Source organism: Arthrobacter sp. ok909 (genome assembly GCF_900104405.1).
Classification (GTDB): Bacteria; Actinomycetota; Actinomycetes; order Actinomycetales; family Micrococcaceae; genus Arthrobacter; species Arthrobacter humicola.
The window spans coordinates 35,565-48,600 of sequence record NZ_FNJS01000010.1 but is presented as its reverse complement, the minus strand read 5'-3'; the positions used below and the strand labels follow the sequence as shown (position 1 = coordinate 48,600).

Sequence of the window (13,036 nt, the reverse complement as noted above, 5' to 3'; positions counted from 1 at the left end):
TGAGAATCCGGGCAAGGGAAAGACCGGCGATCGCTTGCCCCCAAGGGAAAATCGATCGCCGGTCTTTCCGGACTGGATGGCCCCGGGAGGGCTGTCTGGCCCCTACGGGGTTTAGGCGCGGACGAAGGTCACGCCGCCGGTCGCGGTGAGCCAGGACAGCGGGTGCACGATCGTCTGGTTGGCGCCGTTCATGCCGCCGCTGATCACCTGGCCGTTGCCGGCGTAGATGCCGACGTGGCCGGACTGGACCACCATGTCACCGGGCTGCGGGGCCGCCACAACGGTTCCGAGGCCAAGGAAGGCCCGGGGCCCGATGTCGCCGACGGGCTTACCGGCCGCGCCAAGGGCCTTTTCCACCATCGCGGTGCAGTCCTGGGTGATGCCCAGCTGGCTGTACGCGGCAGAAAGCATGATGGCGTTGCGGCCGCCTGCAGCCGGTGCCGCGGCCGGGGCGGGCGCCGCCGGAGCTGCCTGCACCTGCACGGACGGCGCAGCGGCCACCTTGGGTGCTGCCGCCGGCGCTGCTGCGGGAGCAGCGGCAACGGGCTTGGGCTGTTCGATGACCGGCGCTGCGACAGAGCTCACTGCGGGGCGGTCGAAGCTGATCTTGACGCTTGAATCGGCGCTGACGGGCGCGCTGAGAAGTCCCTTGACGTCTGCGGCGGAGGCCGGAGCAGAGTCCCGCTGCAGGGGTGCCGGGGCTGCGTTGGCGGCCATTCCGCTGGTAAGAACCAGGCCGGATGCGGCGGCGAGGACGGCGGCATGGCGCGCAAAAGTATTGATTGAAGACATGGATGTAGCCTCTCCCAGTGCCTGCGAGGTGAGCTGTCGGATTCGGATGGGAGTCACCCGGCCGCACTCCCGGGCCCGTCGTTGCGGGCACTGTGCGGCTTCACCCCAAGGCCTGCGTATCAGCAGGCCAAAAGTGGTTTCCCCGTCTCTGCCGGTCGTTGGTGCGAGTTACCCCCGGGCCGCGGCAGAGTTAGGCAATCGGCTGGGGAGCGCCCGTATCGGAGACAACAGGCACTTATCCACCGTAGCGCGAACCGCAGGCGAATGTCACATTCAGGTAACGGGCCACGGTGCGGTCCGGCAGTTGCCCATAGGGCGGCGCAGCTTTTCGACCATAAGATGATGCCATCAGCACCACCTTGGAAGCGGAGGCCCGAAATGAACAGCCACTGTGTCGCCATCTGCCAGTTGAGCAACCAGCCCCAGGAGGATTTCGACGTCAATACCGAACTGCTGATCCTGGACGGCCCGGACGTCCATGTGTCCACATGGGATGCGGAGCCACGGGACGGCGGCTTCGACGAACACGTCCTGAACGACCGGGTGGACGCCCTCGGGTTCATGGTTGTCAGCGACTGGGCCTTCCTGGACGGCAAGGCCTACGCGGTGGTGGAACGGCGGTCAGGAACGTAGGGGCGCTGCACCCTCCACGGGACTAGTCTCATTCCATGACAAAGGATTCGGACAAGGGCCATGACGGGAACCCGGTGCTCTGGCACGGGGAGCCCGAGGAACACGACTATCCGGCTGCCGGTCGTTATCTCTCGCTGCTCACCGACGATGCCAGGGCCGCCGCCATCGTGGAGTCGTTGCGCCTGGCGCCGGTAACCCATCACGTGGCCAAGGATATCCTGCGGGCCTCAGGCCTGCCGCTCCTGACCCGGGACAACCCCCATGTGGCCTCCGACCTGGCCAAGATTGCCGACGGCCGTCCGCTCTCCCCCGTCCTCCTGGTCCGCGGGGACCTCGACGCCGGAGTCGCGGCCCAGATTGCCGACGGCTATCACCGGGTCTGCGCTTCCTACCTCACGGACGAGAACACCGACATTCCGGTGAAGCTTGTTGCCCCGATTGGCCCGGGGCCGTCCCGCAGTCTCGAGCCATGACTTTCCTGACCCTGGCGCTGATCGCCGTCGTCGCCTTGGCTGGTCCCTTGCTCGCGCTGCCGGTGCACTGGCGGCTGCCGGTGGTACTGGGCGAACTGCTGGCCGGGATCGCGATCGGACGGACGGGCCTGGGCCTGGTGAACCCGGCAGATCCTACGTTCAGCTTCCTGGCTAACATCGGGTTTGCGCTGATGATGTTCGTGGCCGGAACTCATGTTCCCGTGCGGGATCCTCAAATTCGCTCCGCCCTCGGCAAAGGCACGCGCCGGGCCGTAGCGGCCGCAGCGGCCGCAGTGGTCGTCGGGACCGGCATCGGCCTGCTCTTCGGGACTGGACATGCTCCCCTCTACGTCGTGCTGCTGGCGTCCTCCTCGGCCGCGCTGGTCCTCCCGATCGTCGATTCTCTGCGCCTCGGCGGACCCGACGTCGTTTCCATGACCGCACAGGTGGCGATCGCGGACATAGCCTGCATTGTGGCGCTGCCGCTCCTGGTGGATCCGCCGCACGCAGGCCGGGCGGCCCTGACCGTACTCACCGTGGCGGGCTGCGCTGTGGGGCTTTTCTTCGTACTCCGATGGCTGGAGAGCACGGGAATCCGCGGCCACGTGCACCAACTCTCGGAAAACCGCAAGTTTGCCCTGGAGCTGAGGATCCAGTTGGCGGTGCTGTTTGCCCTGGCCGGTGTCGCGACTTTCGGCAATGTGTCCGTGATGATGGCGGGCTTTTCCTTCGGCCTGGTGGTGGCGGCCGTCGGCGAACCGAGACGGCTGGCCCGGCAACTTTTTGCCCTCAGCGACGGCTTCCTGGGTCCGCTGTTCTTCGTCTGGCTGGGCGCATCCCTCACGCTCAAGGACCTGGCCGGGCATCCGGACATGATTGCGCTCGGTCTCGCGCTGGGAGCCGGAACGTTGCTGGCGCATGCCGGTTTGGCGCTCCTGGGGCTCCCCCTGCCGCTCGGCGTGTTGTCGGCGGCCCAGCTCGGCGTGCCGGTGGCAGCTGCGAGTATCGGCACGCAGCTTGACGTACTGTTCCCCGGCGAGGCAGCAGCCCTGCTGATGGGTGCGTTGATCACAATCGCCGCAAGCGCCGTGGCCGGGTCTCGGGCAGCCAAGAGGTTCACGCTGCCCGCGAAGGCCGGCGGCGGGTCAAGCGAAGCCGGCAGCACCGCCGGCCAAGGTGATCCAGGCGATCCAAGCGCTCCGAAACACTGAACGAGACTGGGTAAGGAAACATCACCCTCCGACGGGCGTGAACTGTAGCTCGGGTCTCCTCTTGGCCATTTCCGCCAGGACCCGCGTTACGGCGGCCCGGACGGCCGCGGCGTCTTCGTCTGTGTCGCGGTCGGATCTGGCGCCGTCGGCGTCCGTGTCGGCGTCGAACGTGAAACCCGGCACGTCCTCGCCGAGCACCGCGCGCGCGTGGCGGACAAACCTGTCCCAATCCCCGGCGCCGGCGCGCAGCGCCATCAGCGGCGAAAGCAGCGCGGCCCGGCGCAGCCAGGGATCGGGCTCGCGCACCCACCGGTCCAGCACGCTGACAGCCCGCACCCTGCCCAGGACGTCCAGACCGTCCACGAGCGGCCCGACGACGTCGACGGCGAGCGGATCCACGAGGTCCGGCAGCCGAGCCTCCCGGATGAAGCCCTCCAACCGGGTGAGATCCGAGTTAGTCAACAGCTTCACGTTGTCCTGCAGCAGCACCACCGCTGCCAGGCGGCGCTCGAAGACCGGCACGGCCCACAGTTCGGAACTCAGTGCCGTGATCTCATCATGCGCGAGTCCGGAATACCGGCGGCCGGCATCCCGGACGGTCCCGCGCACGGCCCCCACGGAGGCGCCGTAGAAACCGAGGCCACCGCCCCCAGGATTCCTTCCCAGCCCGTACCGCAGCGCCTCCGCACGGCTCCAGGAGCCTTCCCGCTGCAGCGCGAGGTCAATGAATTCGCCAGCATCACTCACGGGTCCATTCTTTCCCCTCGGGGCGCGGGCGGGAAAACGCGGAATCGCGCTCCGGCGGCTGCGCCTACCTAGACTGATTGGGACAGGTTTCCGATCGAAAGCGGTTCTCGCAGCCATGCACACCACCACCAGGCACCCCAAGCTGGCCCTTGCCGTCGCACTTTCCGCCGTGACGTTGGGGGTGGCGTCGTGTGCTGCTTCCGGGCCGTCCCCCGAGGTGCCCGCGACGTCAGCGGCGCCGACGACCTCCCCGGCCTCCGCCGCCGATTTTGGCCTCGACATCGCAGGGGCTCCCGGCCGGATCGCCCAGGCCGGTCTCTCGGTGCTCACAGCCGAGGGGAACGTGGACCATTACCATGCGCATCTGGACGTGCTGAAGGACGGCAAGGCCGTAGCTGTGCCGGCCAACATCGGCATCACGGCCGGCCCGGACAACAGGGCCAACGGCATCTCCGCGCTGCACACCCACGACACCACCGGCGTGGTCCACATCGAGTCCCCCACTGCCGGCCAGGTCTTTACTCTCGGGCAGCTCTTCACGGAATGGGGCGTCCTTGGAGGCAGCGGCGCCCCGGGTACCGGGACGGGATCGCTGGACGGCTGGACCCTCTACGTGAACGGCCAGAAGTACGGCTCCGGCATCCGGGACCTCCCGTTGAAGGCACACGACGAGATCGTCCTAAGCTATGGCACTCCCCCGGCAAAGATCCCGGCCGCCTACGAGTTTCCGTCTGGAGAATGAGGGGCGCGGGGCCGCCGCGTCCGATCAAGCCGCGCGACTCCGGCACTTGCGGCGACACGCACAGGTTTGCGGGCCAAGGTAACGATCCAGTAACGTAGGCGACTGGCCGCGAAGGCCTGGCCCGAACGCAGGGTCCCGGACTGGCCCTTGCCGGGCCCGGTTGCGCCGTTCGGCGCCTGCTCGCCCGTGCCCTTGCGGCAGGGGCCGGATGAAGCTTCCCGCACTGGCCGCCGCCCTGGCAGCGACGGTTGTGTGCGCCAGTCACCAAGCCCGGAGGGGTCCGTTGTTCACGAAATCACCGTCCAAAGATGCACAGTCCAAAGAAGCACAGTTCAAGACGACACACTTCAACAAAATCGCCATTGCGCTGACCATGGGCGCACTGTCCCTGACCGGGTGCGGCGCTGCTCCAACGGCAGGAGCCGCAGCCCTTTCCCCGGCCAGCGAGGCCTCACGTCCTGCCGTGGCGTCGACGCCGTCGGCGGCCGCAGCGACTAAGGCGCCTGCCACCGGGTCTGCACTGAAGCCGGTCGGCGGGACGGCCACTGCAGCAGCAGATCCCGGGATTGTGGCGGCGCCGGCAGCCCCCGCCACACCCGCAGCCGCGCCGGTCGATGCGCCCGCCGCGGGTGCCGCGCCGGCGGCAGCCGCCGCGGGTTCGACGCCGGCCGCACCGGTTTCCGCCCAGGCCGCCGTCGCCGCCACCGGCGACGGTTTGCAGGCCGCCACGGCCCGCGGCTGGGGTGCGGTTGTCGCGGGCGACGAGTTCTCCAACACGGGCGCCCCTGACTCCACCAAGTGGAGCGTCTTCAACGGAACCGGACATGCCGGAAAGGGCCTCCGCAGCCCGCAGGCCTGGTCGGTTGCCAATGGCGTGGCCACGGTCAGCGGCAACTCGGCCGGCACCACGGGCGGCATGTCGGCCAAATTTGCCGAGCAGAAGTACGGCAAGTGGGAAACGCGCATGCGGACCAACGCCCGGGACCCGAAGTACCACCCCGTGCTGATCCTGTGGCCCAGCAACAACGCCTCCACCAACTGCGCCGAGATCGACTACGCCGAGGGCAGCACCAACACCGCCCAGATCAAGTTCTTCCTGCACTATGCCTGCAGCGGCTCGAACTTCCAGACGGCTGCGGCCACGACCATCGACACCACTCAATGGCACAACTACGCCGTCGAGTGGACTCCTGCCGGCATCACCGGCTACATCGACGGCGTGAAGACCTTCTCCGACACGAACCCGGCGCACCTGCCCTCCGTGGGCATGCACCAGACGCTGCAGTTGGACTGGTTCCCTGACGGATCAGCCACGAAGCCTTCACAGATGCAGGTCGACTGGGTCCGCGTCTACAAGTAGGCCTCGGTTGCCGGATTCAAACCTTCTGGAGTTCGCGGGCAACCACCGCTGAGACGAGCATAGAGCCGGCCGCCGTCACGGCGTCGATGACCGGCACCCCGAGCCGACGGCGGAGCACGTCCGCCATGCCGATGCTGCTCAGCCCCGTGCTCGCCTGGACAATGACGTCGGCGCCGGCATCAACCAGCATGTGGGCCGCGGCGAGGGCATCGAAAATCCCGGCGGGCATCAGGAACGCATCGGGCGTTTCGAGCCGCCCTCCGCCGTCAATGAGCAGCATGCGGTCGCCCAACGAATCCGCGATCGGGCCCGGCACATGGGCACCCAGTCCCAGGACCCCGATCCTTCCGCCGAACGTCAGTGCGGCGGCCGCGGCTGCGGCGCCCGCCCCGATGACCGGGATATCCACGGCCGCCCGGGTTGCGGCCAGCCCCGGGTCCGACGTGCAACTGATAATCAGGGCGTCGGCCTGCCCGGCCATTTCCTGCGCCAACTGGACCACCTTGGGGGCTGCGGTCTCGAGCGACGCCTGATCGTAGACGCCGGACGGCTGGTCCGGAATGCAGCGGGAGCTGACGGTGAAGCCGAATGCTTCCTGCAGGAGCTTCCCGTGGGTTTGGAGCAGGCGGCGGTCCGACGTCGTCATTACCCGGATCAGTCCAACATGAATGACGCACTACCTTTCCGAACGGATACCTTGCTGCGAGGCTACTCGGCGAGTATTTCCATGTGTTTTCGGGGAGATGACCAATGCAAGCGCTGCCGGCATTTTGGACGTGGCGATCGCGGATGCGGGGCCGCTCAGGGCCTCGACGACGTAACCTGCGCATGAGCTTGGCAAAAACTTCGCTTCCACTGGGGAAGCGCGTCCGTCGCCGTTGTATCGTGTGTCTCGGTGGTCCGCCTTCGGATCCGGGTCCCATACCCGGGATGGGGGGAAGGCGGAAGACCGGTTCCGGGCTCAGCCGGAACGTTGATCAAAGGAATTGCCATGTCGGTGGGGCCGTCGTCAACTCCAGAGCGACCGGAGGACCAGGATCGCGATGACCTGGCATCCGGCGCAGAGCATGCCGCTGGTGCGGCCGGAATCCGACATCAGGCCGCCAGAATCATCGAAGCCGTGCTTGCCGACACTACGCCGGAGCACAACCGCGCCAGGGAGCTGCTCCGCCGGCAGCTTGACGCCCATCCCGGACACCCGGAACGGGCGTTGGTGGAACACCTTGCCGCATTGAAGGCTGTGGCTGGGAAGTCTGACGAGACGCATGGAGGGACGTTTGACGCGTCGTACCGGCTCGAGCAGGACGCCACCATCGGAGAGTAAGCTCCGCTGCGGTGGCTCTCCTCGTGTCTGTTATGCCCTGAGGCTGGAATGAACTGCCGGCGCTGGTTCAAGGAGCCCGGAATGATGACCGGCTGAGGTAGCCATGCCCTCAGACATACTTGCTGAACCAGGCCAGGGTATCGTTCCAGGCGGCGGTGGCCTGCTCCTGGTTGTAACGCTCCCCGGTGTCATTGTGGAAGGCGTGGTCCACGCCGGGATAGACCTTGAGCTCATGCCGGACCTCGGTATTGGCCAGAGCATCCCGGAGCGCCGGCATGGCGCCGGTGATCCGCTGGTCCAGTTCGGCGTAGACACCAAAGACGGACGCCTTGATGGCCGCCACCTTGTCCAGATCGGGCGCGGGTCCGTAGAACGCGGACGTAGCCTTCAAACTGGGGAGCGCCGTCGCCGCCTGCCAGGTGATACCCCCGCCAAAGCAGAAACCGTTCATGGCGATCCGTCCCTGGTCGACGAAGTCCTGGGCACTCAGATAGTCGAAGGCCGCGGCGAAGTCGGAGACGTGCCGCCGGGCTCCGGCCTGGATCAGCGCTCCCGGGACGGCGTCCGGGTCCATGCTCGCCGTTCCGCCTTCCCGGCTCAGCAAGTCCAAGGCCAGTGCCGCAAACCCGGCCTTGGCGAAGCGGCGCGCCACGTCCTGGATATGCGGGGTCAGCCCGCGGTTCTCGTGGCAGATCAGCACCGCCGGTCCAGCCGGACCATGATCAGGCCGCGCAAGGTAGCCGCTGATACCGGTGCCGCCAGCGGTGAACCGCACCGTCGCCGTCGTGAGTCCGGCCGCTCCCTCGGGGACGGACAACGGACTCTTGGCCCCCGGTACCGCACCCGCGGACGACGCCCGTTGCCCCGACACGGCCGAGGACCTAGCCGGCGTCGGCATGGGGTCCGTGCTGCGCGGAACTTCGTCGGGCGTGCAGCCGACCAGGAGCATCGCTGCCGAGGCTGTCGCCATGCTGCCTGTAATGAACGCCACCCGGCGTGTGAACGTGCGTTGGCTCATGGCGCCGGCGCGGTAATCGTCGAAGAATTCCTCAATCAGATACTTCTCAAACTTGCCAAGCTGGATCATGGTGGACCTCCTGGACTTTGCCGTTCATCCTCCTCCGAAGGCCGACTCCCGGCAAGTGATGCGGCTCAGCGTGAGGCCAGCCCTATCAGTCCACGGGCCGCGTGGGCTGATCCGGCCGGCGCCCCGACAACGACTGCACCGTCTCTGCGATCCCCACGTTTTCTCGTTCAAGCTCTTCCATGTACGGCCGTCCGTCTGTTATGAGGCCGTCCCCGGACTCATGGAACAACGCAGCTGCTGCCTCGAGGTCGCGGTCATTGATCGCAGCCAGCAGGCGTTGGATGACTTCGCTCATGTGATCGCTCCTCCCCGCGGCAGGCGAACCCCCACCCGCGGTCCCCTGGCCGCTACGGCTTGAGCACGATCCGGATGGGGCTGCCGTCCTTCTCGCTGAGCATCCGCACGGCTTCGGCGGCGTCAGCGAGCGGCATTATGCGGCTCACGGAGCGGGAGAACTCGATCCGGCCCAGCTCGTAGAGCGAGACGAGATCGGCCACGTCGGCGGGTGCCGAACCGTAGTGCCCCAGAATCTGCTGCCGGAGGTAGCTGAAGAGCATCCCGTTGCTCACGTGCAGGGGTTGATCCGCCAGACCCACGAGCACCATTTTTCCGCCGGCGCCCAGCGATCCCGCCGCCTGTTCCCTGACGGCCGGCACCCCGGCGAAGTCAAACGCCGTGGCGAGTCCGCGGCCGCGCGTCGCCGCACCCATGGCGGCGGTGAATCCGGCGTCGTGGGGGTCAAGGGCGACGTCGGCGCCGAACTCGAGGGCCCGGGCGCGGGCCGCTTCGAGCGGGTCGACGGCGATGATCGGAGCGGCACCCACGAGCCGGAGCAGCTGCACCGCGTGGGCACCGAGACCGCCCACACCCCAGATCCCGGCCGCCTTGCCCGGCTGGATCCTGGCTGTCGAGGTGATGGCCGCCCACGGCGTCGAAACGGCGTCGGGGATGAAGCAGGCCTGTTCAAAGGGGAGGCTGTCCGGCAGCGGAACAACAGTTCCGGCCGAAGCGACTGCGTACTCCGCCCAGCCGCCGTCGTAGTCCACGCCGCGGGTCAGAACGGTGCCGCCGCGCTCCTCGCCGGCCTGGAGGAGGACCCGTTGGCCGAGCCGCAAACCCTCGACGCCGTCGCCGAGCTGGTCGATCACCCCGGCGACTTCGTGCCCGAGGGTCACGGTATCGCCCCGGAGGTACTGCGGCTTGAGCATTCCTTCGATGAGGTGGACGTCAGAGAGGCAGACGCCGGCCGCGGCGACGGCGATCCGTACCTGTCCGGGGCCGGCCTCAGGCTCCGGTACTTCCCTGACCGCGAATGTGGCGGTCCCAACGTCGAGTCGGCCTGCGAGCATGATCTCTCCTTCGAAAAGCGGCTGTGCGTAAGCGGATTCTGCCCGGACTTCCCGGGAGACTGAATCCTCAGGCGTAGGCATTCTTAAGGGTCAGCCGGCACCGCTCCGTAGATGCTGGTGAGCCAGATGTGGAGCAAGGTCTCAACGGTGTCCTCAACGACGCCCGGGAGGGCTGCTGCGGGAAGCGCCGGTCCCGTCGGGTCGAGCCCGGTCAGCGCCGCCGTGATGACGCGCTCGTTGAGCAGATTGAGCGCGCTGGCGAGCAGCCGCGGCTCCGGTCCGGCGGGCGAAGCGCCGCGGTCGCGTTCAGCCCCGATCGCCGCCGCTGTGGCGTCGATCCAGCGGTTTGTCAGCGTGGCCCACTCGGCAGCGAGTTCGGGTTCCGAGGAACGCGCGGCCGCGGCGGCCACCGAGACCCCCCGATGCGCGGCGAACGTTCCGGCGAAGGCTTCGATTGCTTTCCGCCAGGCGGCCGACGGCGCCGCGCCGAGGTCGCTGAAGACATCGGCCGTGCGCTTTTCGGCCTCGTGCGCCACCTGGTCCAGGAGGGTCAGCAGAACAGCCTGCTTCGAAGCGAAATAGAAGTAAAACGTCGGACGCGAGATGCCGGCGCCCCGGGCGAGGTCCTCGATCGTGACGTCCGCAAAGTCCTTTTCGCCGAGCAGCCGTTCCGCCACGTCCAGGATGGCCCGCTGGCGTTCGTCGCCGGACAGCCTGGCCGCCCGGCGTCCCCGGTTTGGAACGCCCTGTGCGGCGTCGTCGGGCGCGGCCTTCGCCGCCGCCGGGCCGGACGACGGCGGCGCAGTTTCTGCGGCGGATGCTGGGTTCATGCGGTCAGCGTAGCACCCTCTCGACAGGGTGTTGACTTCATCAACGACCTGTTCATAGACTGCGGGGCATCGGGGCGGCACCCATCGGCCGCGCAACTATCAGGGAGCACCATCATCGCCGAACATCTCGACGTCCTCATCGTCGGAGCCGGACTCTCCGGCATCGGCGCCGCATGCCGCCTGACCACAGCTTTCCCGTCGAAATCGATGGCGATCCTGGAGGCCCGCGAATCCAGCGGGGGCACCTGGGATCTGTTCCGCTACCCGGGAGTCCGCTCGGACAGCGACATGTTCACGCTCGGCTATCCGTTCCGTCCGTGGGAGACGTCGACGTCGATCGCCCCGGGTGCGTCCATCCTGCAGTACGTGCGCGAAACCGCTTCGGCCTACGGCGTTGACCGCCTGATCCGCTACGGTCACCGCGTGGTGAGGGCCGATTGGTCCTCCGAAACCTCGTTGTGGACGGTCGAGGTCGGCCGCGGCGCCGAGGCGCCGGTGACCTTCACGAGCTCGTTCCTTTTCATCTGCTCGGGCTACTACCGCTACGACGAGGGCTACAGCCCAACGTTCCCGGGCCAGGACAGCTTCACCGGCGAGATCATCCACCCGCAGCACTGGCCGGCGGACTTCGACGCGGCCGGCAAGCGGATCGTCGTGATCGGCAGCGGGGCCACGGCCGTCACCCTCGTTCCCGCGCTGGCAGCCGCCGCGGAGCACGTCACCATGCTGCAGCGCTCCCCCGGCTACATGGCCGTCCTCCCGGACACCGACGACGGTTTCGACACCCTCGTATCCCGGCATGTCCCCCGGCGTATCGCCGGCGTCGTCTCGCGTTGGAAGGGGATCGCGCGGGCGCTGCTGAGCTACCAGATCAGCCGGCGGAGCCCGGAGAAGATGAAGAGCATCCTGCGCCACCAGGTCACGAAGCGCCTGCCCGAGGGTTACGACGTCGAGAAGCACTTCCAGCCGAAGTACAACCCCTGGGACGAGCGCCTGTGCATCGTGCCGAACGGCGACCTCTTCAAGGCCATCCGCTCCGGCCGCGCCGGCGTCGCCACCGACGCGATCGAGACCCTCACGCCGGCGGGGATCCGGCTTGCCTCCGGCGCGGAACTGGCCGCCGACGTCGTGGTGACGGCCACCGGCCTGAATCTGCTGCTCTTCGGCGGCATGGCCCTCAGCGTCGACGGCGTCCCGGTCGACCCGGCAACGAAGGTCACCTATCAGGGCATGATGCTGGCCGACGTGCCGAACCTGGCCTTCGCGATCGGCTACACGAACGCGTCCTGGACCCTCAAGATCGATCTCGTGGTGCACTACGTGGCCCGGATCCTGCGCCACCTTGACCGGAGCGGTCACACCACTGTGACGCCGGTGGCCCCGCCCGACGTCGGTGAACTCAGGCCGCTGATCGACCTTACCTCCGGCTACATCCGCCGCGGCATCGACCAGATGCCAAAACAAGGCGCGCACGCGCCGTGGCGGCTGCACCAGAACTATCCCCGGGACGTCAGGATGTTCCGGCTCAGCCGGCTGCACGGCAACGGCTTGCTGTTCAGTGGACCTGCTGTTCAGTGGACACGGCGTAGCGGCTCGTTCAGGGAAACCCCACAAGTTGGCGGCGTTGTGAGTTCGGACCCGGTGCTGGCGGCACCGCGGAGCATCGCCGTGGACGGCCGCCCGGTCTGCTACCGCGACACCGGTACCGGGTCCCCGGTCCTGTTGCTCCACGGCATCGGCCGGAGCCTTGCGGACTGGGATGAGCAGCACAGGTTGCTGGGGGCCGGCCATCGGGTGATCAGCGTCGATCTCGCCGGGTTTGGCAGCTCGACGGCGTTGCGCGGACGGCACACGCTCGACGCCCTGGCCGAGTGGGTCTCCCGGTTCCTGGACGCCTTGGACGCGGAAGAGGAACTGGGTGCCGTCGACGTTGTCGGCAACTCGCTCGGGGGCGCCGTTGCGATGCGCTTGTCGGTGCTGCGCCCGGAGAAGGTGCGCCGCCTCGTGCTCATCAACAGCGCCGGATTCGGCGCGACCGTGACCCCGGCGCTGCGGCTGATCGCGGTGCCCGTGCTCGGCCGGATGCTCCTGCGGCCCGCGCCGAAGGCCGCGTACCGGACGGAGCGGGCACTCTTTGTGAACCGTTCCTTCGTTTCGCAGGAGCGAATTGCCGCGAGCCTGGCCCGCGGTTCGCAGCGGGGCGCCATGCGGGCTTTCCGCGAAGTGGCCTGCGATCTTGGCACGTTCAGGGGGATCCGGCCGAGGTGGCGGTCGCGCCTGATCGCCGAGGTCGCCGCGGCAGGGAAGCCCGTCCTGATCCTATGGGGCGACTCGGATCTCATTCTGCCGGCCGAGCACTTGGACGAGGCACGCAGGTTGTTGCCCGCGGCCCAAACGCATCTGTTCGAGCAGACAGGACACATGCCGCACATTGAACGGGCCCGGGAGACGGCCGGACTGATCCGGGAGTTCCTGCGCTGACGCCTGG

General features: G+C 67.9%; 14 protein-coding genes and 1 riboswitch. Of the genes, 7 read left to right on the top strand and 7 right to left on the bottom strand.

What is annotated here, in order from left to right; genetic code table 11:
* Positions 1-111: 111 nt before the first annotated feature.
* The gene (locus tag BLR03_RS10150; protein ID WP_091252199.1) at positions 112-792 is read right to left on the bottom strand and encodes an NlpC/P60 family protein; all 681 of its coding nucleotides are present in this window, start codon (positions 790-792) and stop codon (positions 112-114) included.
* Between the two features lie 4 nt (positions 793-796).
* Positions 797-997: riboswitch (cyclic di-AMP (ydaO/yuaA leader) on the bottom strand.
* A 173-nt stretch (positions 998-1,170) separates the two neighbouring features.
* Here BLR03_RS10150 and BLR03_RS10145 point away from each other — a divergent pair.
* From BLR03_RS10145 to BLR03_RS10135, 3 genes are read left to right on the top strand one after another with little or no spacing between them, the layout of a single operon-like run.
* Positions 1,171-1,425, top strand: a complete 255-nt coding sequence (locus BLR03_RS10145) for a hypothetical protein (RefSeq protein WP_091252197.1) — start codon at positions 1,171-1,173, stop codon at positions 1,423-1,425.
* Between the two features lie 35 nt (positions 1,426-1,460).
* Positions 1,461-1,898: a hypothetical protein gene (locus BLR03_RS10140; RefSeq protein ID WP_091252195.1), complete on the top strand. Its 438-nt coding sequence runs from the start codon at positions 1,461-1,463 to the stop codon at positions 1,896-1,898.
* On the top strand, positions 1,895-3,109 hold the full coding sequence (locus tag BLR03_RS10135; RefSeq protein ID WP_091252193.1) for a cation:proton antiporter: 1,215 nt from the start codon (positions 1,895-1,897) through the stop codon (positions 3,107-3,109). The genes BLR03_RS10140 and BLR03_RS10135 overlap by 4 nt, the downstream gene beginning before the upstream one ends.
* A gap of 21 nt (positions 3,110-3,130) precedes the next feature.
* Here BLR03_RS10135 and BLR03_RS10130 read toward each other — a convergent pair whose 3' ends face one another.
* On the bottom strand, positions 3,131-3,856 hold the full coding sequence (locus tag BLR03_RS10130) for a DNA alkylation repair protein (RefSeq protein WP_091252191.1): 726 nt from the start codon (positions 3,854-3,856) through the stop codon (positions 3,131-3,133).
* Between the two features lie 115 nt (positions 3,857-3,971).
* Between BLR03_RS10130 and BLR03_RS10125 the strand changes: the two genes are divergently transcribed.
* Complete coding sequence (locus tag BLR03_RS10125) at positions 3,972-4,598, top strand: hypothetical protein (protein WP_091252188.1); 627 nt, start codon at positions 3,972-3,974, stop codon at positions 4,596-4,598.
* A 208-nt stretch (positions 4,599-4,806) separates the two neighbouring features.
* Positions 4,807-5,958: a glycoside hydrolase family 16 protein gene (locus tag BLR03_RS10120; RefSeq protein ID WP_254788363.1), complete on the top strand. Its 1,152-nt coding sequence runs from the start codon at positions 4,807-4,809 to the stop codon at positions 5,956-5,958.
* A 16-nt stretch (positions 5,959-5,974) separates the two neighbouring features.
* Here the strand turns inward: BLR03_RS10120 and BLR03_RS10115 are convergent, their stop codons facing one another.
* The gene (locus tag BLR03_RS10115) at positions 5,975-6,604 is read right to left on the bottom strand and encodes an aspartate/glutamate racemase family protein (protein ID WP_254788361.1); all 630 of its coding nucleotides are present in this window, start codon (positions 6,602-6,604) and stop codon (positions 5,975-5,977) included.
* Positions 6,605-7,078: 474 nt separating this feature from the next.
* Here BLR03_RS10115 and BLR03_RS23945 point away from each other — a divergent pair, with 474 nt between their 5' ends.
* The gene (locus tag BLR03_RS23945) at positions 7,079-7,282 is read left to right on the top strand and encodes a hypothetical protein (protein ID WP_139184511.1); all 204 of its coding nucleotides are present in this window, start codon (positions 7,079-7,081) and stop codon (positions 7,280-7,282) included.
* 109 nt (positions 7,283-7,391) lie between these two features.
* Here BLR03_RS23945 and BLR03_RS10105 read toward each other — a convergent pair whose 3' ends face one another.
* The 4 genes from BLR03_RS10105 to BLR03_RS24905 form a co-directional block, all read right to left on the bottom strand.
* Complete coding sequence (locus BLR03_RS10105) at positions 7,392-8,369, bottom strand: dienelactone hydrolase family protein (RefSeq protein WP_091252181.1); 978 nt, start codon at positions 8,367-8,369, stop codon at positions 7,392-7,394.
* A gap of 85 nt (positions 8,370-8,454) precedes the next feature.
* Positions 8,455-8,664: a hypothetical protein gene (locus BLR03_RS10100; protein ID WP_091252179.1), complete on the bottom strand. Its 210-nt coding sequence runs from the start codon at positions 8,662-8,664 to the stop codon at positions 8,455-8,457.
* 52 nt (positions 8,665-8,716) lie between these two features.
* Complete coding sequence (locus BLR03_RS10095; protein ID WP_091252177.1) at positions 8,717-9,718, bottom strand: zinc-binding dehydrogenase; 1,002 nt, start codon at positions 9,716-9,718, stop codon at positions 8,717-8,719.
* Positions 9,719-9,801: 83 nt separating this feature from the next.
* On the bottom strand, positions 9,802-10,548 hold the full coding sequence (locus tag BLR03_RS24905) for a TetR/AcrR family transcriptional regulator (RefSeq protein WP_091252389.1): 747 nt from the start codon (positions 10,546-10,548) through the stop codon (positions 9,802-9,804).
* Between BLR03_RS24905 and BLR03_RS24715 the strand changes: the two genes are divergently transcribed.
* Positions 10,465-13,029, top strand: a complete 2,565-nt coding sequence (locus BLR03_RS24715; protein WP_254788379.1) for an alpha/beta fold hydrolase — start codon at positions 10,465-10,467, stop codon at positions 13,027-13,029. The two genes, BLR03_RS24905 and BLR03_RS24715, sit on opposite strands and share 84 nt — an antisense overlap.
* Positions 13,030-13,036 lie beyond the last annotated feature (7 nt).

What these genes read in the sequence shown, in the direction of transcription:
- BLR03_RS10140 (WP_091252195.1), top strand. Translation starts at nt 1,461, where the DNA reads ATGACAAAGGATTCGGACAAGGGCCATGACGGGAACCCGGTGCTCTGG.
- BLR03_RS10115 (WP_254788361.1), bottom strand. Translation starts at nt 6,604, where the DNA reads ATGACGACGTCGGACCGCCGCCTGCTCCAAACCCACGGGAAGCTCCTG.
- BLR03_RS10150 (WP_091252199.1), bottom strand. Translation starts at nt 792, where the DNA reads ATGTCTTCAATCAATACTTTTGCGCGCCATGCCGCCGTCCTCGCCGCC.
- BLR03_RS10105 (WP_091252181.1), bottom strand. Translation starts at nt 8,369, where the DNA reads ATGATCCAGCTTGGCAAGTTTGAGAAGTATCTGATTGAGGAATTCTTC.
- BLR03_RS10100 (WP_091252179.1), bottom strand. Translation starts at nt 8,664, where the DNA reads ATGAGCGAAGTCATCCAACGCCTGCTGGCTGCGATCAATGACCGCGAC.
- BLR03_RS10095 (WP_091252177.1), bottom strand. Translation starts at nt 9,718, where the DNA reads ATGCTCGCAGGCCGACTCGACGTTGGGACCGCCACATTCGCGGTCAGG.
- BLR03_RS10145 (WP_091252197.1), top strand. Translation starts at nt 1,171, where the DNA reads ATGAACAGCCACTGTGTCGCCATCTGCCAGTTGAGCAACCAGCCCCAG.
- BLR03_RS10125 (WP_091252188.1), top strand. Translation starts at nt 3,972, where the DNA reads ATGCACACCACCACCAGGCACCCCAAGCTGGCCCTTGCCGTCGCACTT.
- BLR03_RS10120 (WP_254788363.1), top strand. Translation starts at nt 4,807, where the DNA reads ATGAAGCTTCCCGCACTGGCCGCCGCCCTGGCAGCGACGGTTGTGTGC.
- BLR03_RS10135 (WP_091252193.1), top strand. Translation starts at nt 1,895, where the DNA reads ATGACTTTCCTGACCCTGGCGCTGATCGCCGTCGTCGCCTTGGCTGGT.
- BLR03_RS24905 (WP_091252389.1), bottom strand. Translation starts at nt 10,548, where the DNA reads ATGAACCCAGCATCCGCCGCAGAAACTGCGCCGCCGTCGTCCGGCCCG.